This window comes from Stenotrophomonas sp. SAU14A_NAIMI4_5, from assembly GCF_003086795.1.
Classification (GTDB): Bacteria; Pseudomonadota; Gammaproteobacteria; order Xanthomonadales; family Xanthomonadaceae; genus Stenotrophomonas.
In genome coordinates this window covers 3,494,615-3,512,478 of record NZ_CP026003.1, presented here as the reverse complement: position 1 = coordinate 3,512,478, position 17,864 = coordinate 3,494,615, and the positions used below count along the sequence as shown (strand labels likewise).

The following is a 17,864-nucleotide window of genomic DNA, read 5'->3' as shown; positions in this document are numbered from 1 at the left end:
ATTAATCTTTATAGTAGACAACACTAGCGAAGTTCATTCCATTTGTCAAGGTGGTGAGGTCGACTTCGGAAATGAGTGACTTCCACCCGGCTTTATAAGAAGGGTCAATCCGAGTTTTCGTTTTTAGTTGGTTGCCCTCGCCAACTTCTTCGTAAACTTCTCTATGATTAATTTCATCGGGTCGTGCGTCTCCGTGATGCTTCGGAAAATTTGCGTCCCTGAAGTGGGTAACAATCTCAAGTCTGTCTGTGGTCTTGCCTGGTGTCATTCGAAATGATTCCCAGCACAATCCTTCTTGCTCGTAGCGAGCGAGGCCGTTGTATGTTTTTTCAACTTTGACGATTCGAATCATATCTCCACTTGCCAACGGGCGATCTAAACCTACTAAGTTGGTAATGCCCATCCGAGAGCCTTCAATGCGGAAGGGGAGAAGGAGGGCCATCCTCGAATTTCCGTTTGAATCGTAAACCTGAAGGTCGACATCTCTAAGGAGTGAGCTGTCAGATCCGGCGTAATAGTTAAATTGAAGAAACTGAAGTCCAGGATTTCTTTCTCCGTCGATGTGAACTTCCATCTGGATGCTCTCGACTACATTCAATCCCAGTGCCTCGTACGTTACCTCATGTCGAACGAGGCTGGCGTGATAAGTGGCGCTTTTAGCTTTGGTGAAAAAATCTAGAGCTCGTTTGCGCACAAGGCTCGAGGCAGCTGCTACATCTACGGGGTGCGTAGAGTGCAGGTCGTGGCCTGACGCTCCATAGTATCGATCTTTCCAAGCTAAGACTTTGCTCTTGATGGAGACAACTTCATCATTGAACCCTCTCCTAGAGTTTTCGGTAAAGATGCTCTTAAAGTCGAGCGTTGATCTGTGCTGCGGAAGTCTAATCACATTAGACTCCTTGATTCCTAGGACGGAGCTCTCCACTCGCTCGTCGACTAAGCTGTCTATTATTGCTTTTCCGTATTCCAGAAGTGTTGTTTTTTTGGAGACCGCTCGCGAGGCTTTGTCGAAAGAAAAGGCCAGGACAGCACAGCCCTCAGGGAGATTCTTCGCTGCTTCAATCGCTGGCAGGTTCTGGAAAATGCCTCCATCGATTAGTTCAGGCCTATTTGATTTTTTTGGCGTTCGAAAAACAAAGGGGATTGCGGCGGAGTCCACGAGTGCATCCACGAGGCGCTCTGATGAATTCTGGCTGATATCTCTAGAGGTGTTGGCTCGAATGTCTGAACGAAGAATCCGCAGTTCATAACGTTTGTCAACCAGGTCCTCAAGTGGAAGTAGGGCATCTACACCGCCAAAGGCGAATATTTTTATTAGCAGGTCTTCCACATCCTTCTCGCTATAGATGGGAAGGCCCCGGAGCCAGCGGAATGCGATTTTTGCTTTTTTAAGTCGAGACGCGGGGAATGACTTGCTGACCTCCCGCTCAAGTTTAGGTAGCTCTTCAATAACCTTTGGGATGTCGCAGTTGGTGGCCAACATGGCGGCCGCAATCGCTCCTGCCGAAGTTCCTGAGGCGCGTATTATCTTTAGTTTTTTTTCTTCTTGGTGTGCGCGGCAAGCTTGCGCAGCTGCTAACAGCTCTAATACGCGGGCACCCCCGCCCTGAAATGCAATGGATACGTCCATATTTCCTTTGGAATTTTGATCGGTTGTCGATACTGCAAGTAGATCATATCGCGAGTCAACTGGAGAACTCGCAGTCACTACGTGTCCTCGGCAAGGTCATCTCGCGAGACAGTCGGTCGGCGAAGTTGGCAATAAGAGGCGAAGAGCGCACTTAGGCATCCTGACGGATGCGTGCGCCAAGGGCTTCGCCCCTGGAACCCCAAGCCTCTGGGAGGCTTGCCAAACGCAGAAGCTGATCCATAAAGACTCCTGTTTTCAGGAGTTTTTATGGCTATCTTCCACGCATCAGTCAAAACCTTCAGCCGAGGCAAAGGCCAATCCGCTGTCGCCGCGGCCGCCTATCGAGGTGGCTTGCTGCTGTCCGATCTCATCACCGGGCAGCAGCATGACTACCGCCGCAGGAGCGGCGTCGTTGAGACTTTCTGCCTCGCGCCTTCACATGCGCCCGACTGGGCACTGGTGCCCGGCGAGCTTTGGGCCGTGGCCGAAGCTGCCGAGCGCCGCAAGGACGCCACGGTCGCCCGGGAGTTTGAGCTGTCGTTGCCGCACGAGCTCTCCGACGAACAGCGCGCGCACTTAGCGTTTGCCATTGCCGAGGCGTTGGTGGATCGCTATCAGTTCGCTATCCAAGCCAGCATCCACTCCCCAGGAACCCCGGATGGGCTCAATCATCACGTGCACCTGCTTGCCAGCACCCGGCGCATTGGGCCGGAGGGATTCGGGGAAAAGACGCGAGAGCTGGACGGCGGCGTGTCTGGAAAAGTACAAGTCCAGTGGGTTCGGGAGATGGTCGCTGAAGCGACCAACGCACACCTTGAAGCGGCTGGCCTGACGGTCACGATTGACCACCGCAGCTTGGCAGAGCAGGCTCGGGCGGCGGCGGACCGGGGTGACGAGCTCCAGGCGATGGCATTGTCTCGAGAGCCGACCAAGCACTTGGGCAAGGCGGCCGCCGCGCTGTCCCGGAAGGGCATGGACAGCCGGCTGGTGGCAGAGAATGACGCCATCGAAGCGGGCAACACCGAACATCTGGACTATCTCACCCTTCAAGCTGGGCGTGAGGGCAGGGCAGTTCCCATGTCGGCGTCGGTCGGTCATGCGCAAGGTGGCCGACCGGCCTCCATGCAGGGCTTGGCTCCCGGACTCGATATTCGAGGCGTGTCCGGAATGCGGCTGCCTCAGGTCCTGGGCCGCCAGCACGAAGCAACCGAAGGCCCGCGCCCCATCAGTCTCGCCGAGCGCGTGGCTCAGGCCCTGCGTGACCTCCAGGACATCGCGCGCGCCAGGGCAGACCTCTCGACCCAGCGCATCCGTGCTGGTCTCGAATGGGCCCGAGCTGAACTGGCACGGGTGGGAGAGACGGTCCCATTGAGAGAGTGGATCACCACGGCGGTTCTCCAGGTCCGGGCACTGCGAGCCGCTATCCTCGGGCGCGCTTTACGGTTGGTGTCGCTGGGCAGGGCCGAACGCCTACATCACTTGGCTCAGCACGAGTGGGAGCGGTTCAACACTGACTACCCCCTGGGAACCAATGGCTATTCAAGGCCGGAATGGACGCAGCGACGGGAACGCCGCTTGTCGGCCCTTGAGCAGCGGACAAAAGAGTTGGAGAAGGCACGTTCGCGTGGGTCAGCTGACGCGCTGGCAGAGGTGGACGCGGACATTCTTCGCAAGGCGATCGAACTGGAGACCCTCCCTTCGCCGTCCCAGCTCGCTCTTGAACGGCAGACCATTTCGCCGGTTGCAAGGGACTCCCCCGCTCCCGTTTTGAAGCCACGGCCGCCCACCCTCCACTGAAAGACGAAGCCCCGCAGATGCGGGGCTTCGTCTTTCAGTGAATCGTCGGTCCAGAAGGCTTTCGAGGAACCGGCGCGGGAGCCAGCCCGCGTGCCTTGCGCCATTCGTCGGGCGAAACGAACGTTGGCGGCACCTGATCTCGGCTTACAGTCGCCGCCCGTGGGGCAGGTCGCGCCCCGGCGCTGGGCACATAGGCTTGCTGCGCTTGTCCGGCAGGTGATGCTGCGAACCGGCGCATCAGAGCGGCGGCTACATCCAGGGCGTGTTGAATATCGGCTTCGCGTTCGGCGACGTCTCTGGTCCCGCTTTGCGCCATGAGGGCGGGCAGGAGGCGGCTGGCGATGCGAAGTTCTACGTTGGCAGGCATTGGATCTCTGAAGCTCTCAGTATGAAGGGTCTTCACATCGAAGCACTTCGTCCCAGATTGGCAAGAGACGGAATCTGCGTTGGTTCACAAATATTGAATTTGACTCTCAATGCCTAGGGATGACAGAAGCCTGCCGGTAACAAAGTCATGCAGCTGTCGATTCGGGTTGTGGTGCCAGTCTGACTAACCAATGACCGCCGGGCGCTTGTGTGGCTGTCAGCAGGTCGTATGTCTGGATCATGTCCAGGAGGCCGGAGTGGCCGTACGCCTTCGGCGAGAAGGATGGGTCAGTCCGCTTCAGATAGTGGCCGAGTGTCCCTAGCACCACTTCCCCGTCCGTCGTCCCATCGGCCAGTAAGGCAACCGCGTCGACAAGGAAGCGAGGGCGGCGTTTGGGAACCGGCTTGGCCACTTCGGCTTTGCTGGGGGCGACTTTAGCGGTCGGGGCAGGCGACTCTTCGCAGGTCGCATTCGACTCCGTTGGTTGCCACTCAAAAAACTGGTCGCAGGCGTTACGCAACGCCTCTGGCGTCTTAGCTTCACCCACGATGCAAACCGTGGCGCCTCGCTCTCGAAGCTTACGACACAGGTAAGCGAAGTCAGAGTCACTGGTGACCAAACAGAAGGTGTCTGCGCGCTGGTCGAACATGGCTTCTAAGGCGTCCAGCGCCAACGCGATGTCCGCCGTGTTCTTGCCAGGGGCGTATTGGTATTGCAGGCATGGGGTAAACGCTTGCCGGACGAGTGTTTCCTGCCAACGCTTGGTCAGCGTGGAGTGGTTGCCGTAACCCCTCCGAACCACCACCCGTCCGAACTGAGCTCCCATCAGTAGGGCATGGTCAACGATCTCAGGATTTACATTGTCACAATCGACCAACACAGCCACTTTGCTATCGGGAGCGGCGGATCCGTTTGCCATTTTGTTGGTCCTTACGCTGCGATACGTGCATCAAGGCCTGCATGCTCCCTCAAGAGGTAGAGCAGGCCGCCTCCATCGATCAACTCGATGGGCTTATCCTTTGCGAACTCGAACGCCGCAGTGCCGTAGCCGCTGGTGCAAACTAGGATGCCTTTGCTGGCACCTTCGTTGAGCATGGTTCCGTAGAGGTCCCGAACCGCGCTGACGCCCGCTGTGTCCTTATAGCGCTTGGCTTGAATGACGACCTTTCCACCCAGCACCGGGCGGGTGTCGAAGGCCACCGCATCCACGCCGCCGTCGCGGGAGCTGCGTGTCAGCTTCGTATCCAACCCCATTTGACTAAAGAGATTCGATACCAGCGCTTCGAACTCACCAGGGGTCAGCTCCAGCAGATTGGGCCGCGACTCCAGGCCCGAGAGCACGTCTGTCTGGGCAATGAAGCGCTTATCGACCATGTTGAACTCAACAATCGGCTTGATGGCTTGTAGCTCATCCGGCCGGCTGGATACCTGAGCGCCCAAGTTTCGGAGGCATGGGATTTTTTCCACTCGGTCCAGCCGTAGTTGCAGGAAGGCGGCCTTGGTCGCGCGGACCGAGACCACAGGGACGCGGACCTCTTGCCCAGTGGTGGGGTCGTGTGCATCGACCACGCCATTGAAGGTCACCAACGCTAAGGCATCCGCTTGGTCGGCTTCAAACACCTCGTGCAGCGTGCGCAAGGTGATGGAGGCGATGATGTCCTGGTAGAGCGCTTTGATGTCGCTTGCCTTACGCGCCTTGGCGTCGATAGCATCCCGGGTCTTGACGTAGCGGTAGTCCGATTCGGCAGGAATGACGGACACCTCTGGGAGGTCATACTCTATGACCAGTTCCTTGAATTCCTCTGCGTAGGCCAGCTTGAAGGACTGCGGGAAGCCCTCGGCGGGGTATTCCGAGCGTGTCAGCACCATGTCGTTGTAGGCGACGACGGCGTCTGGCTCGTGCGCGTTGTAAGCCTGCTGAAAGGCATCAACTTCCGCGTTCCGACGAGCCACATCGGCATCGTAGAGGGCGCGAGCCGCCTCATGTTCGGTTCGTAGGTCGGTCAGGCGTTTTCTTTTTTGCGCTTCCGCACTCTGAAACTGCTCCAGAGCCTGTTGATGGGTATCTCGTGCTGCCGTTTGAGCCGCCAAGTGTCGCTTTCCAGCGCCCGGCCAGAACCGTGCAAGGCCGGTGGGGGCGAGCACGTCAACCGGGGCTGGGGCCACGCCTGGCATCAACTCCTTGGGTGTCTTGAAGGTGGGGTGAGGATCCGTGTGCCGCAGGCTGTCGAAGCTGATGGTGTCATTCACCGAGAGGGTGTGAAGGAGCAACCCCTCCAGCTCCTCCAGCCGGTCTTTTAGCTCGGCGTTGAGGTCGTCGGCCTCCGCCTGTCGATCCTGAAGGTATTCGGCCTTGGCCAAACGGGCTGCCGCCTTTTCTTCCTTTTCCATCGCGCGCAGCTCCCGCATCTGCTGAGCGGCTGCCATACGCTGATGGCGCTCCAACTGTCTCAGCTGCGTGGCCTGCATCCGCTCTCGGCGCTTGCTCTCCCGCTGCGCTGCGGCCGCTGCCCGGCCAGCTGCCCGCAAAAATCCTTCCAGGCCGCTCCGTCGTCCCATGGTGTTGCATCCCCCTGATGAGTGCCCAGAGAGTAGCGCGTTCCCATCTGCCCAAGAACACCGAGGGGGCTAGACGATGGGCTGAAGACATCAGGAAGGCCGTGGGGTATCATCCGAGGCATCATTTTGGATCACCCTCCTGCTGGGATAAGCTAGGGAAATCAATCGGTTGGCGTGGGAGGATTCTGTTCCCTTCGCCCGCTCCAGCTTCCAGAACCCCGGTAACGGCCGCGCCGTTGCCGGGTTTTTTTTTCGGCCGTGAGCGAGGGTTTCAACAATCCTCATGGCGGGCAGGGCCAGCGGCCCGCTAGCGTTCTTCAACGCCAAGGGAAACCCGAAGCATGAAGAACCACAAGGACATCGTCGCCCTGCTGCACCAGATCTTCCTGTCTGCTGGCACCGGCTCAAACAAGCAGCTCGAAGCGGTGCGCGCGCTGGGTCGGGCCGGGGGGCCGCAGGCTGCAGAGGTCATCGAACAGATCTACCGTGAAGCCTTCAGTGGTTCGACCCTGCAGATGACCTGCGTGGCGGCCCTGGGTGAAGCCGCGCGGGGCTGCGCCGCAGACGCGGCGGACAGCGACTGAAGGCACGTCGACAGGCCTGTGTCGGCAGCATCATCCCGCCGCAACGCCGCCGCGCTATGCTGCGCGCCTGCCGTCCACTGCCACCGCGATGAAGCTCGCCATCCTGTCCCGCAACAGCTCGCTGTACTCCACCCGCCGGCTGGTCGAGGCGGCCCGTGCACGTGGCCACACCGTCCGTATCCTCGACCCGCTGCGCTGCTACATGCGCATCGCCGCCGATGGCTTTTCCATGCACTACAAGGGTCGGCCGATGACCGGCGTGGACGTGGTCATTCCGCGCATCGGTGCCTCCATCACCCGCTACGGCACCGCCGTGCTGCGCCAGTTCGAACTGATGGGCGCGCGCACCCCCAATCCGTCCGACGCGATCCTGCGTTCGCGCGACAAGCTGCGCGCGCACCAGCTGCTGGCGGCCAAGGGCATCGACATGCCGGTGACGGTATTCGGCGACAACCCGGACGATACGGTCGACCTGCTGTCGATGCTCGGCCCGCCGCCGCACGTGGTGAAACTCAACGAGGGCACCCAGGGTCGCGGCGTCATCCTCACCGAGAAGGCCAGCGCCTCGCGCGGCATTGTCGAAGCCCTGCGCGGCCTGTACGCCAACTTCCTCATGCAGGAGTTCATCGGCGAGGCCAAGGGCGCTGACCTGCGCTGCTTCGTGGTGGGCGACCAGGTGGTGGCCTCCATGCAGCGGCAGGCGCCGGAAGGCGACTTCCGCTCCAACCTGCATGCCGGTGGCACGGCAGTGCCGGCCAAGGCCAGCCGGGCTGAACAGCAGGTGGCGGTGCGCTCGGCCAAGGCGCTGGGCCTGTCGGTATGCGGGGTCGACCTGATCCGCTCCGAGCGCGGCCCGCTGGTGCTGGAGGTCAACTCCACGCCGGGCCTGGAAGGCATCGAAGCGGCCTGCCAGGTGGACGTGGCATCGCGCATCATTGCCCACGTCGAGAAGATTAAAAAGCCTTGATTATCAATGCCTTGAAATTTTCCTGAAGGATCGCCGCCAGGTTTAACACGCCTTTAATCGGGCCCGGCGTAGGCTTCAGCGAACCGCAGCTCTGCCTCTCAGCAGGATCGGTAATCGGGATACGACTTCAGGCCCAGGCGGGTAGACCGCCTGGGTCTTTTTTATGCCCGGCCCAGCCCCGGCGGACCCCGGTCAAAGGTCCCTTGTGGCGGGGCGGGGCGGCTCGTAGAGTTGGGCCTTCGTTCCGGGATGGATCGGGAGGTTGGCGATGTACCGCATTACCGTGGTTGCGATGTTGCTGGGCCTGTCCGCGGCGGCCCAGGCCGCATCGGAAAAGCCCGTGGTCCAGATGGATCGGCAGGCCCCGGTGGCCGAGTAGGTGCGCAAGGTCGAAAAGGCGCTGGACAACGGCGAGTACGCCGAGATTTCAGCCGATGACCGTGCCCAGGTCCGGCAGTCGCTGGAGCGCATCACCCTGCGCGTGGGCGACCGGCAGACGGCGCAGGAACTGCCGCCAGCAGTGCAGAACGAGGTCTTCAACGACCAGGAGCGGATCAACACCATCCTTAGCCGCGCCCATGCGGACAGCCGCCTGGTCTGCCAGCACACCCGCTCCACGGGCAGCAACATGCCCAAGAGCCGCTGCCTGACCGTGGCCGAACGCCGCCGGATCGAGGAAAGGGGCAAGGCGCTGCTCAACGACCAGCGCAGCTACAGGACGCTCTCGCCGCCGCCTGCCGGGCGCTGACGGATGGCAATCGCACACCCTGCCGGCAGTCACTTGTAGGCGCATCTGCACGCTCGTAGAGTGGGCCATTCTTCACGGACGATAACAGGGGAAACTATGCATCGCATGACCACGCTTGGCTTGGCCTTGGGCCTGGGAATCACCTTGGCGTTCACTGCACATGCCCGTGCCGACAAGGATGGCCGGGTCGCGCTTGACGCGACCGCGCCGGTGGCCGAGCAGATCGACGCCATCGAAAAAGCGATGAGGTCCGACAATTACAGCGAGATCAGCCTGGAGCAGAAGAGCGAGGTGCAACAGGCGCTGGGGCGCATCCGCCTCAAGATGGGGGACCATCAGCGGGTGGATGAACTGAGCCAGGAGGCTCGCGTCGAGATCTTCAACGACCAGGAAAAGGTCAACACGATCCTGACCAACGCCCACGCCGACAGCCGCATGGTCTGCCGTCGCGAACGCACCATCGGCAGCAACCTGCCGCAGCGGGTGTGCATGACGGTGGCGCAGCGGCGCCAGGCCGAAGAGGTCAGCCGCAAGACGCTGCAGGACCGCCAGAACAACTACAACTACAGGAAGTGAGCCGGGCCGCCCGCAGTCCGCACGAAATGTTAAGACTGCAACCTGTATCGTTCAGCGGGTAGACGTGGCGTCCACCCGCTCAGGCGCATCTTGAGCGCGTTGGCATCCCCCGACGACCCTTAATGAATCAGAGGTCCCAGTGCGTATTCTCGTAATCGAAGACAACAGCGACATCGCAGCCAACCTTGGCGATTACCTCGAGGACCGGGGCCACACGGTGGACTTCGCTGCCGACGGTGTGACCGGGTTGCACCTGGCCGTGGTGCACGAGTTCGACGCGATCGTGCTGGACCTCAACCTGCCGGGCATGGACGGCATCGAAGTCTGCCGCAAGCTTCGCAACGAAGCGCGCAAGCAGACCCCGGTGCTGATGCTGACCGCGCGCGATTCGCTGGACAACAAGCTGGCTGGTTTCGATTCGGGTGCCGATGACTACCTGATCAAGCCGTTCGCCCTGCAGGAAGTGGAAGTCCGCCTCAACGCCCTGTCGCGCCGCGGCAAGGGTGTGCAGACCCGGGTGCTGGAAACCGGCGACCTGGAATACAACCTGGACACGCTGGAAGTGCGCCGCCAGGGCAAGCTGCTGCAGCTCAACCCGACTGCGTTGAAGATCCTGCAGGCGCTGATGGAGGCCGCTCCGGCCGTGGTCACCCGCCAGGAACTGGAAACCCGCGTCTGGGGCGAAGAGCTGCCGGATTCGGATTCCCTGCGCGTACACATCCACGGCCTACGCGCCGTGGTCGACAAGCCGTTTGAAGTGCCGCTGATCCAGACCCGCCATGGCATCGGATACCGCATCGCCCTCCCGGAAGCCTGATTCGGTGGCAACCAAGGGGGAGCGTCGGCGCACGCCCTATCGGCGGCGCCTGCGCAGTCGCATCATCGTCTCGTTCGTGTTGTTGGGCTTCTGCCTGACGACACTGTTCGCATTCGCCACCAACTGGGCCCGCATGCGTGTGGAAACCCAGCTGGTAGAGGATGTGATGAACCGCAACATCGACGAATACGCTCGGCGTTATTACGAAGATCCCCTGCGCAGCCCCGACCTCCCGGTGCAGCAGATCCGCGCATTTGCCTATCCAAAGGACAAGTTCGAGCGGGTGAGGGAGGAGCGTGCGCAGTGGGCGGCCTTCCCCGATGGCATCCATACCGTCACCGGTGACGAGCACGGTGAGCAGTATTCTTACAAACTGGCCGTGCGCAAGACGCCTGACGCCTGGTTCTTCCTCGCCTATGACATGACCGACAGCGTGCGCGGCGGGCAGCAGCTCAACCGCGCGCTGGTGCTGTCGGTGCTGGTCTTCAGCCTGCTGTCGCTGGTGCTGGGCTGGTGGTCGGCGTCGAAGGTGATGAAGCCGGTGTCCGACCTGGCCGCGCGGCTGCGTGCCTATCGCGGCGGCACCAGCGATCCCGAGCCGCTGGCGCCGCGTTTCCCCGACGACGAAGTGGGCCAACTGGCGCAGGCGCTGGATGACTATTCCTCACGCCTGACCGAGGTCGTGCAGCGCGACCGTGAGTTCAATGCCGACGTCAGCCACGAACTGCGCACGCCACTGGCGGTGATCCGCGGCGCGACCGAGCTGCTGCTGACCCGCCCCGGCCTGGACGAGAAGGTGCTGCAACGCCTGCAGCGCATCCAGCGTGCCGAACAGCAGTGCAGCGATCTGATCGGCGCCTTGCTGCTGCTGTCGCGCAACGAGCGCGGGCAGGGCACCAGCAACGTGGCGCGGGTGGCCGAGCAGCTGCTGGATGCACATCGCGCACAGCTCGGCGGCAAGCCGCTGGAGCTGGTGCTGGAAGGCGAGCGCGACCTGGTGATCGATTCCCCCGACGCCGCCCTGTCGGTGGCGCTGGGCAACCTCATCGGCAATGCCGTGAAGTATTCGCAGGATGGCAGCGTGCGCGTGCACGTCAGCAGCAATGCGGTGTCGGTGACCGACAGTGGTCCTGGCCTGAGCGAAGAAGATGCCGCCAAGCTGTTCCAGCGCGGTTATCGCGGCACCCATGCCGGCCACTCGCAGGGCGGCGGCATCGGCCTGTCGATCGTCAGCCGCCTGTGCGATCTGTACGGGTGGCAGGTGAGCGTGCGCCCCGGTGGCGATCGCGGTGTGATCGCCACGCTGACGTTCTCGCCGAAGCCGCTCTGACGCCAGCTTGCTGCGGTGGGTGCGGCGCGGGGTGAATGGTGGGTGCGGACGCCCGATATGTGGTGGGTGCGGACCGTTGGCCCGCACTATGGATGACCGCGCCGGGTGAATGGTGGGTGCGGACGCCCGATATGTGGTGGGTGCGGACCGTTGGTCCGCACTGTGGATGACCGCGCCGGGTGAATGGTGGGTGCGGACCGTTGGTCCGCACTGTGGATGACCGCGCCGGGTGAATGGTGGGTGCGGACCGTTGGTCCGCACTGCGGATGACCGCGCCGGGTGAATGGTGGGTGCGGACCGTTGGTCCGCACTGCGGATGACCGCGCCGGTTGAATGGTGGGTGCGGACCGTTGGTCCGCACTGCGGATGTCCTCATCCACGCATGGCGTGGATCTACTGAGTTGCTCCATTGTCGTAACTGGCATTCATGGCCTCGGCTTCTGTCGACGGACCAGCGTGCTTTCCCGTGCCACGGACCGCTGTGACGCATTTGCCTCCTGACATTCGCCCGCGCGGATGGCCAGATGCCCCGTCACCTGCGAGGAGCCCGGCCATGTCACACCGTACCCGTTACCCCAACCTGCACCAGCTGGTCGGCGATTCCATCGACGTGCTCTCCGCCGATGTCGCCACACGCATCGAGGCCGTGCTGAAGGATCCCGGTGACCTGATGTCCATCCTGCAGGAGAGGGTGGAGGCCGACGATGCCACCGACCACGCGGCGACGCGTGCCGGGCTGACCGACCAGCAGAGCGGTACGGTGGCCGGTCTCAGGCGCACCGTGTCCGGCATCAGCACGCTGACCAGGCTGATGCATGCCGCGCACATCGCGCGCACGCATGGTGGTCCGCTGCAGGCCGTGCCGCCGGAGACGATGGAGGGCCTGATGGTGGCCGCACGCGAGCTGGCCCGTCATGTGCAGCAGCAACTGCAGGCCGAGCGCATGCGGGGTGCAGCGACGCTGCAGTAATGTAGAGCCGAGCCCGCGTCACGCACTTCCGGGGCCGGATCCCTTTCCGCAGGAAAGGGCTCTGACCCCATGCGGGGACAGCGCTATCCACGCATGGCGTGGATCTACTGGGTTTGGGGACAGCGCTATCCACGCATGGCGTGGATCTACTGGGTTTGGGGACAGCGCCATCCACGCATGGCGTGGATCTACTGGGCCTTCGTGGCTGCGGTGTCGCCGGGAATGGGTGTTGGCGTGCCCAGCGTCTCAACCACATACAGGCGCTTGACCAGCACGAACAACACCACGGTCAACGGTGCGGCCAGCAGTATCCCTGCCGGCCCCAGCAGTGCACCGATGCCGAACAGCGAGAACAGCAGCAGGGCAGGGGGCAGGTCGACGGCACGCTGCTGGATGAGCGGCTGCAGCAGATGCCCCTCCACCTGCTGCACGACCACGAACAGCGCCACCGTGGCCAAGGCGATTTCCGGGCTGACCGTAAACGCCAGCAGGATGGCCGGTGCCGCTGCCAGGATCGGGCCGACGATTGGGACGAAGTCCAGCAGCGCGGTGATGATGCCCAGCCCGAACGCGACCGGCACACCCAGCGCCCACAGCCCCAGCCCGGTGAGCAGCCCGACCACCGCCATCGCCAGCAACTGCCCGCCCAGCCAGGCCTTCAGTGCATTGCCGCTGGCGTGAAGCGCGTCCTCCACGGCCGGGCGCTGGCGCGTGGGCAGCAGCTTGAGCAGGCCCGTACGGTACAGGTCCGGTTGCGCTGCCAGATAGATGCCGCCGATCAGCACCAGGAACAGGTCCGCGACGCCACCGGTGGCCGACATCGCCAGCGCCCCGGCCCGGGCCGCCATCGTCGAGACGCTGGACTGCGCGTTCTGGGTCAGCTCGTGCACGGTGGGGCCGATGGGGCTGTCCGACAGCCACGCCTGGAAGTGTTCCCAGGCGGCGGGCAGGGTCTGCCGCAGCGTCGCAATCTGGTCGCCCAGCTGCGAGCCGAACAGCCACATGGCCCCCGTGAACAGCACCACCAGCAGCAGCACGGTCAGGCCCAGTGCCCAACCCTCCGGGAGCGGCGTGTAGCGCAGCACCGCGCCGACGATCGTCCGCAGCAGTGCCGCCACCACCACCGCCCCGAAGATCAGCAGGACCAGTTGCGACAGCTGCCACAGCAGCAGGCCGAGGGCGACCAGCGCCAGGGTCACTGCCACTCGGGCGGTGTAGGAACGAAGAGAGGCGGTCGGCACGGTCGATCTCACAGGCAGGCGCAATGACAGGCGCAGGACCATAGCGAGGCGCGTGAGAAGACGGTGTGTGTCTGCGGGGTTACAGCTAGGCGGTTGCCAGCGCCTTAGGTCGAGGCGAGCTGCAGATACCGCGCGTGCAGCGCTTCCACCTGCGCCTGCAGGTCATCGGGATGGCCGTCGTTGACCACCACGTCATCGGCCAGTGCTTGGCGCTGTGCCCGGCTGGCTTGGGCGGCAATCATCCTGTCAGCCAGGGCAGCATCGATGCCGTCGCGCTGCATCAACCGCGCGTGCTGCACCGCTTCGGGCGCATCAACCAGCAGGATCCGGTCCAGCCAGGGGTAGGCCTGGCGGCCGCCGACCTCGGTCAGCAAGGGAATGGCGGCCAGTGCATAGGGGCTGGCCGCCTGCTCGCACTGCTGCTGCATCAAGCGCCGGATCGCCGGGTGGGTGATCGCCTCCAGGGCGACCCGTTCGGCAGGATCAGCGAATACATGGGCCCGCAGGCGGGCCCGGTCCAGGCTGCCATCGGCCAGCAGCATGGCAGCACCAAAGCGTTCGGCGATCATGGCCAGGGCCGGGCTCCCGGCCGCGACCACGGCGCGGGCGGCCAGGTCCGCGTCGGCCACCACGATCCCCAGCGCCTCGAAGCGCCGGGTCACCTCGCTCTTGCCGGCGGCGATGCCGCCGGTCAGGCCGACCACATAACGGCTCATGGCGGCAGCGTCAGCGCAGCCCGCTCATGACCAGGTACTGGTTCACCACCGGCTCGCCCCACATGAAGTACACCCAGCCAGCCAGCGCCAGGTAAGGGCCGAACGGGATTGGCGTGGCCTTGTCGCGGCCTCGGGTGTACAGCCAGATCGAGCCGATGACGGCACCCAATATCGACGACAGCAGGATGATGGGCAGGATGCCCTTCAACCCGCACCAGGCGCCCAGAGCGGCCAGCAGCTTGGCATCGCCGCCGCCCATGCCATCGCGGTTGGTCACCAGTTTGTAGGCCCTGGCCACGATCCACAGCACAAGGAAGCCCGCCGCGGCACCGATCAGGGCCGGTTTGGCCGGCATGTACAGGTTGTCCATGCTCCCGACCAGGCCCAGCCACATCAGCGGCAGGGTGATCTGGTCCGGCAGGTACTGCGTGCGCAGGTCGATACCCGACAGGGCGATCAGGAAGCAGGTCAGCACGATCGCGCCAAAGCCCTGCCAGCCGAAGCCGAACTGCCAGACGCAGCCCAGCACCATCACCGCAGTCAGCGCTTCCACCAGCGGGTACTGGATGGAGATGGGGGCTTTGCAGTGGCGGCACTTGCCGCCCTGGACGATCCAGCTGAACAGCGGGATGTTCTCGTACCAGGACAGCTTGTGCTTGCAGTGCGGGCAATGCGACGGCTCGACCACGATGCCCGGTGGTGGCGGGTCGTAGATGTCCGGCTGCTCCAGGACCTCGCGGGCCTCGCGCTTCCACTCCCACATCATCCGCTTGGGCAGGCGCAGGATGACCACGTTGAGGAAACTGCCCAGTAGCAGCCCCAGGGCGGCCGCGGCGGGGTAGCCGAGGCCGGGATGCTGGTCGAGAAATGCCATTGTTACCTTTAGCCGACGACGGCGCCGAGTTTGAAGATGGGCAGGTACATGCCGATGACGATGCCGCCGACAATGGTACCGATGAACACCATGATCATCGGTTCCAGCAGGCTGCTCAAGGCGTCTACGGCATTGTTGACTTCCTGCTCATAGTACTCGGCCACCTTGAACAGCATGGTGTCCAGGGCGCCAGCCTCTTCACCGATGCCGGTCATCTGGATGACCATGTGCGGGAAGATGTTGGTCTGCTTCATGGCCATGTTGACCGGGTAGCCGACCGACACGTCGTCGCGCATGCGCAGCACGGCCTCTTCGTAGACCTTGTTGCCGGTGGCGCCGGCCACGATGCCCAAGGCTTCCACCAGGGGCACGCCGGCCTTGAAGGTAACGGCGGTGGTGCGGGCGAAGCGGGCAATGGAGCTGTTGTTGATGATCTGCCCGATCACCGGCACCTTCAGGATCAACCTGTCGAACGTGTGCTGCATCTTTGGTGAGCGCTGATAGGCCATGAACAGGCCGACGCCGCCACCGCCGAGCACGATCAGGAGCGCCCACCACCAGGACATCATGAATCGCGAAGCGGCCACGATCATCTGGGTGAATGCTGGCAGGTCCGCGCCGAAGCTCTTGAATACCTCCTCGAACTGCGGCACCACGAACATCAACAGAATGGCAGAAACGACAAAGGCCACGAGGACGATCATGGCCGGGTAGAACATGGCCTTCTTGATCTTGCCCTTCAGGGCTTCCATGTTTTCCTTGTAGGTGGCCACCGTATCCAGCACGGTTTCCAGAACGCCCGCGCCTTCACCAGCGCGCACAAGGTTGCGGTAGAGCTCATCGAATTGCACAGGGTGCTTGCTGATAGCTTCGTGCAGCGAGGAACCGCCTTCGATATCGGTGCGGATGGTGTCGACCATCTTTTTCATCCGCGGATTCTTGTGTCCGCTGCCGATGATCTCCAGCGCCGACACGATCGGCACACCGGATTTCATCATCGTGGCCATCTGCCGGCTGAAGAAGGCGATGTCCTTCGGGCCGATGCGGGCGCCGGCGGCACCAAACAGCGGCTTGGGCTTGACCTTGACCTGGCCGGGGTTGATCCCCTGGCGGCGCAGTTCTGCACGGAGCAGGTTGGCGTTCTTGGCCAGCTGCTCGCCCTTCATTTTCACGCCCCGCTTGTCGGTCCCCTCCCAGACAAACGGCTGCAGCTCCGTGGTGCTACGCGCCACGGGCTCTTTCTTGATCGCACTGCGGCTCACAGACATGTTGGCTCCCCAAGGCCCGCCATCCCCAGGCGGGCATCATGACCGGGGATGTTAGCCGGTTCCGGGCCATTCGTGGGGGGTGCCAACGTGACGTGCCGCAGGGTTTTCGGCGCGCTGGGGCAGGAGGTGACGCACTGCGTCACATTGCCGGGTCCATCGCATTTCGTGTTCAGGGGGCTTCACATACAAGAATTTGCTGCCATCATTGGCACCGGGGAAATTCAGGGGGAGGCGTGCCGGGGTTGGCACGCAACCTGCGTTGATCCACCTGCAGGGCGCAGGACCTGCTCAGCCGGCTGTTGGCCGGACCGCTCCGGCGCACTGAACTCAACCACCATCTATCTTGGGGATGTACACATGAAGAACCAGAAGGGCTTCACCCTTATCGAACTGATGATCGTCGTTGCGATCATCGCGATCCTGGCCGCCATCGCGCTGCCGGCCTACCAGGACTACACCATCCGCGCCAAGGTGTCGGAAGGTATCGTCCAGGCTGACGCCGCCAAGCTGGCCGTCGCCGAAACCGCACAGGCTCAGGGTATCCTGGCTACGTCCGTGACCAACAACGATGCCGCTGGTTTTGCGAGCAAGCAGACGACCAATGTCAAGGCAGTGACTATTGCCAATGGCGTGATTACTATCGAAACCAAGGACACCGGCGCGGCGGCTGATCCGACCCTGGTCCTGACCCCGACTCAGGCCGACAAGGACTCGCCGATCACTTGGGCCTGCAGCTACACCACTGGTGAGTCCAAGCACGTGCCGGCCAGCTGCCGTACCAAGGGTGCTGCTGCTCCCGCTGCCTGATCAGTTAGTATGGTTGTATAAAAGGCCCCGCGCAGCGGGGCCTTTTTTTTATGTCGGCCCTTAAGGAGGGCCACTTCTCAGGAAATGGGGATCTTGGGGGAGTGATGAAGCGACAAACGGGGTTTACCTTGATCGAACTGATGATCGTCATTGCGATCATTGCCATCCTTGCAGCCGTCGCATTGGTCGCTTATCGCGACTACACCGTGCGGGCACGTGTGTCTGAGGGGATTGCCTTGACGGCGCCGTTCAAGATCGCAGTGGAGGAAAACGTCGAGGCCCACGGTGAACTTGATGCCCGCGCCTGCGCGGACGTTCCGGCCCTGCCCGCCGCGACCGCCAACGTCGCGGCTCTTTCATGCAGCGGCAATGGAGTACTGAGCGTGCAGACGACCGCAGTAGCGGGGGGCCTTTCGCTGGAATTCACCCCGGCCCTAAACAGCGACGGAATACTGGTCTGGGCCTGCCGGATCGAGGCCGGTAGTTCACGCCACGTGCCATCGATCTGTCGGTCCCCCTGAAACGGCTGCGCTGGCAGGCTATCGGGTTTGGAATTGCCTGTTTTCCAACCGTTGGCAGTCCGGTAACCTGCGCAGGGGAGTAGGAGTGCACA

At 62.7% G+C, this 17,864-nt stretch carries 16 protein-coding genes and 1 pseudogene; 10 read left to right on the top strand and 7 right to left on the bottom strand.

Annotated features, from left to right (window positions below):
- Window position 1: 1 nt before the first annotated feature.
- Window positions 2-1,630 carry a patatin-like phospholipase family protein gene (locus C1925_RS16245; protein ID WP_108769788.1) on the bottom strand — a complete coding sequence of 543 codons (1,629 nt, stop codon included), beginning with the start codon at window positions 1,628-1,630 and terminating at the stop codon, window positions 2-4.
- A 267-nt stretch (window positions 1,631-1,897) separates the two neighbouring features.
- Here C1925_RS16245 and C1925_RS16240 point away from each other — a divergent pair, with 267 nt between their 5' ends.
- Complete coding sequence (locus C1925_RS16240) at window positions 1,898-3,427, top strand: MobA/MobL family protein (protein ID WP_108769787.1); 1,530 nt, start codon at window positions 1,898-1,900, stop codon at window positions 3,425-3,427.
- A 512-nt stretch (window positions 3,428-3,939) separates the two neighbouring features.
- Here C1925_RS16240 and C1925_RS16230 read toward each other — a convergent pair.
- Both C1925_RS16230 and C1925_RS16225 read right to left on the bottom strand, forming a co-directional pair.
- Window positions 3,940-4,713: an NYN domain-containing protein gene (locus C1925_RS16230; protein ID WP_108769785.1), complete on the bottom strand. Its 774-nt coding sequence runs from the start codon at window positions 4,711-4,713 to the stop codon at window positions 3,940-3,942.
- An 11-nt stretch (window positions 4,714-4,724) separates the two neighbouring features.
- Window positions 4,725-6,263 carry a restriction endonuclease gene (locus tag C1925_RS16225; RefSeq protein ID WP_216821978.1) on the bottom strand — a complete coding sequence of 513 codons (1,539 nt, stop codon included), beginning with the start codon at window positions 6,261-6,263 and terminating at the stop codon, window positions 4,725-4,727.
- A gap of 431 nt (window positions 6,264-6,694) precedes the next feature.
- Between C1925_RS16225 and C1925_RS16220 the strand changes: the two genes are divergently transcribed.
- The 7 genes and pseudogenes from C1925_RS16220 to C1925_RS16190 all read left to right on the top strand — a co-directional run bounded on the left by C1925_RS16220 (window position 6,695) and on the right by C1925_RS16190 (window position 12,345).
- Window positions 6,695-6,937, top strand: a complete 243-nt coding sequence (locus tag C1925_RS16220) for a hypothetical protein (protein ID WP_108769783.1) — start codon at window positions 6,695-6,697, stop codon at window positions 6,935-6,937.
- 88 nt (window positions 6,938-7,025) lie between these two features.
- Complete coding sequence (gene rimK / locus C1925_RS16215; RefSeq protein ID WP_108769782.1) at window positions 7,026-7,904, top strand: 30S ribosomal protein S6--L-glutamate ligase; 879 nt, start codon at window positions 7,026-7,028, stop codon at window positions 7,902-7,904.
- Between the two features lie 268 nt (window positions 7,905-8,172).
- Window positions 8,173-8,652, top strand: a pseudogene (locus C1925_RS16210) (hypothetical protein).
- A 105-nt stretch (window positions 8,653-8,757) separates the two neighbouring features.
- The gene (locus C1925_RS16205) at window positions 8,758-9,228 is read left to right on the top strand and encodes a hypothetical protein (RefSeq protein WP_254051338.1); all 471 of its coding nucleotides are present in this window, start codon (window positions 8,758-8,760) and stop codon (window positions 9,226-9,228) included.
- 139 nt (window positions 9,229-9,367) lie between these two features.
- Window positions 9,368-10,045: a response regulator transcription factor gene (locus C1925_RS16200; RefSeq protein ID WP_108769780.1), complete on the top strand. Its 678-nt coding sequence runs from the start codon at window positions 9,368-9,370 to the stop codon at window positions 10,043-10,045.
- 4 nt (window positions 10,046-10,049) lie between these two features.
- Entirely contained in the window at window positions 10,050-11,375 is a 1,326-nt protein-coding gene (locus tag C1925_RS16195) for a HAMP domain-containing sensor histidine kinase (protein ID WP_108769779.1), read from the top strand.
- Between the two features lie 553 nt (window positions 11,376-11,928).
- Window positions 11,929-12,345, top strand: a complete 417-nt coding sequence (locus tag C1925_RS16190; RefSeq protein ID WP_108769778.1) for a hypothetical protein — start codon at window positions 11,929-11,931, stop codon at window positions 12,343-12,345.
- 188 nt (window positions 12,346-12,533) lie between these two features.
- Here C1925_RS16190 and C1925_RS16185 read toward each other — a convergent pair whose 3' ends face one another.
- The 4 genes from C1925_RS16185 to C1925_RS16170 form a co-directional block, all read right to left on the bottom strand.
- A complete protein-coding gene (locus tag C1925_RS16185) occupies window positions 12,534-13,538 on the bottom strand; it encodes an AI-2E family transporter (protein ID WP_254051440.1) in 1,005 nt (334 codons plus the stop codon).
- Between the two features lie 152 nt (window positions 13,539-13,690).
- Window positions 13,691-14,302: a dephospho-CoA kinase gene (gene coaE, locus C1925_RS16180; protein ID WP_108769776.1), complete on the bottom strand. Its 612-nt coding sequence runs from the start codon at window positions 14,300-14,302 to the stop codon at window positions 13,691-13,693.
- Between the two features lie 10 nt (window positions 14,303-14,312).
- Window positions 14,313-15,176, bottom strand: coding sequence for an A24 family peptidase (locus C1925_RS16175; protein ID WP_108769775.1), 864 nt, complete (start codon window positions 15,174-15,176; stop codon window positions 14,313-14,315).
- 8 nt (window positions 15,177-15,184) lie between these two features.
- Window positions 15,185-16,444: a type II secretion system F family protein gene (locus tag C1925_RS16170; RefSeq protein WP_108769774.1), complete on the bottom strand. Its 1,260-nt coding sequence runs from the start codon at window positions 16,442-16,444 to the stop codon at window positions 15,185-15,187.
- A 357-nt stretch (window positions 16,445-16,801) separates the two neighbouring features.
- Between C1925_RS16170 and C1925_RS16165 the strand changes: the two genes are divergently transcribed.
- Entirely contained in the window at window positions 16,802-17,251 is a 450-nt protein-coding gene (locus C1925_RS16165) for a pilin (protein WP_108769773.1), read from the top strand.
- Window positions 17,252-17,355: 104 nt separating this feature from the next.
- Window positions 17,356-17,772: a pilin gene (locus C1925_RS16160; protein WP_216821977.1), complete on the top strand. Its 417-nt coding sequence runs from the start codon at window positions 17,356-17,358 to the stop codon at window positions 17,770-17,772.
- The last annotated feature ends 92 nt before the right edge of the window (window positions 17,773-17,864 follow it).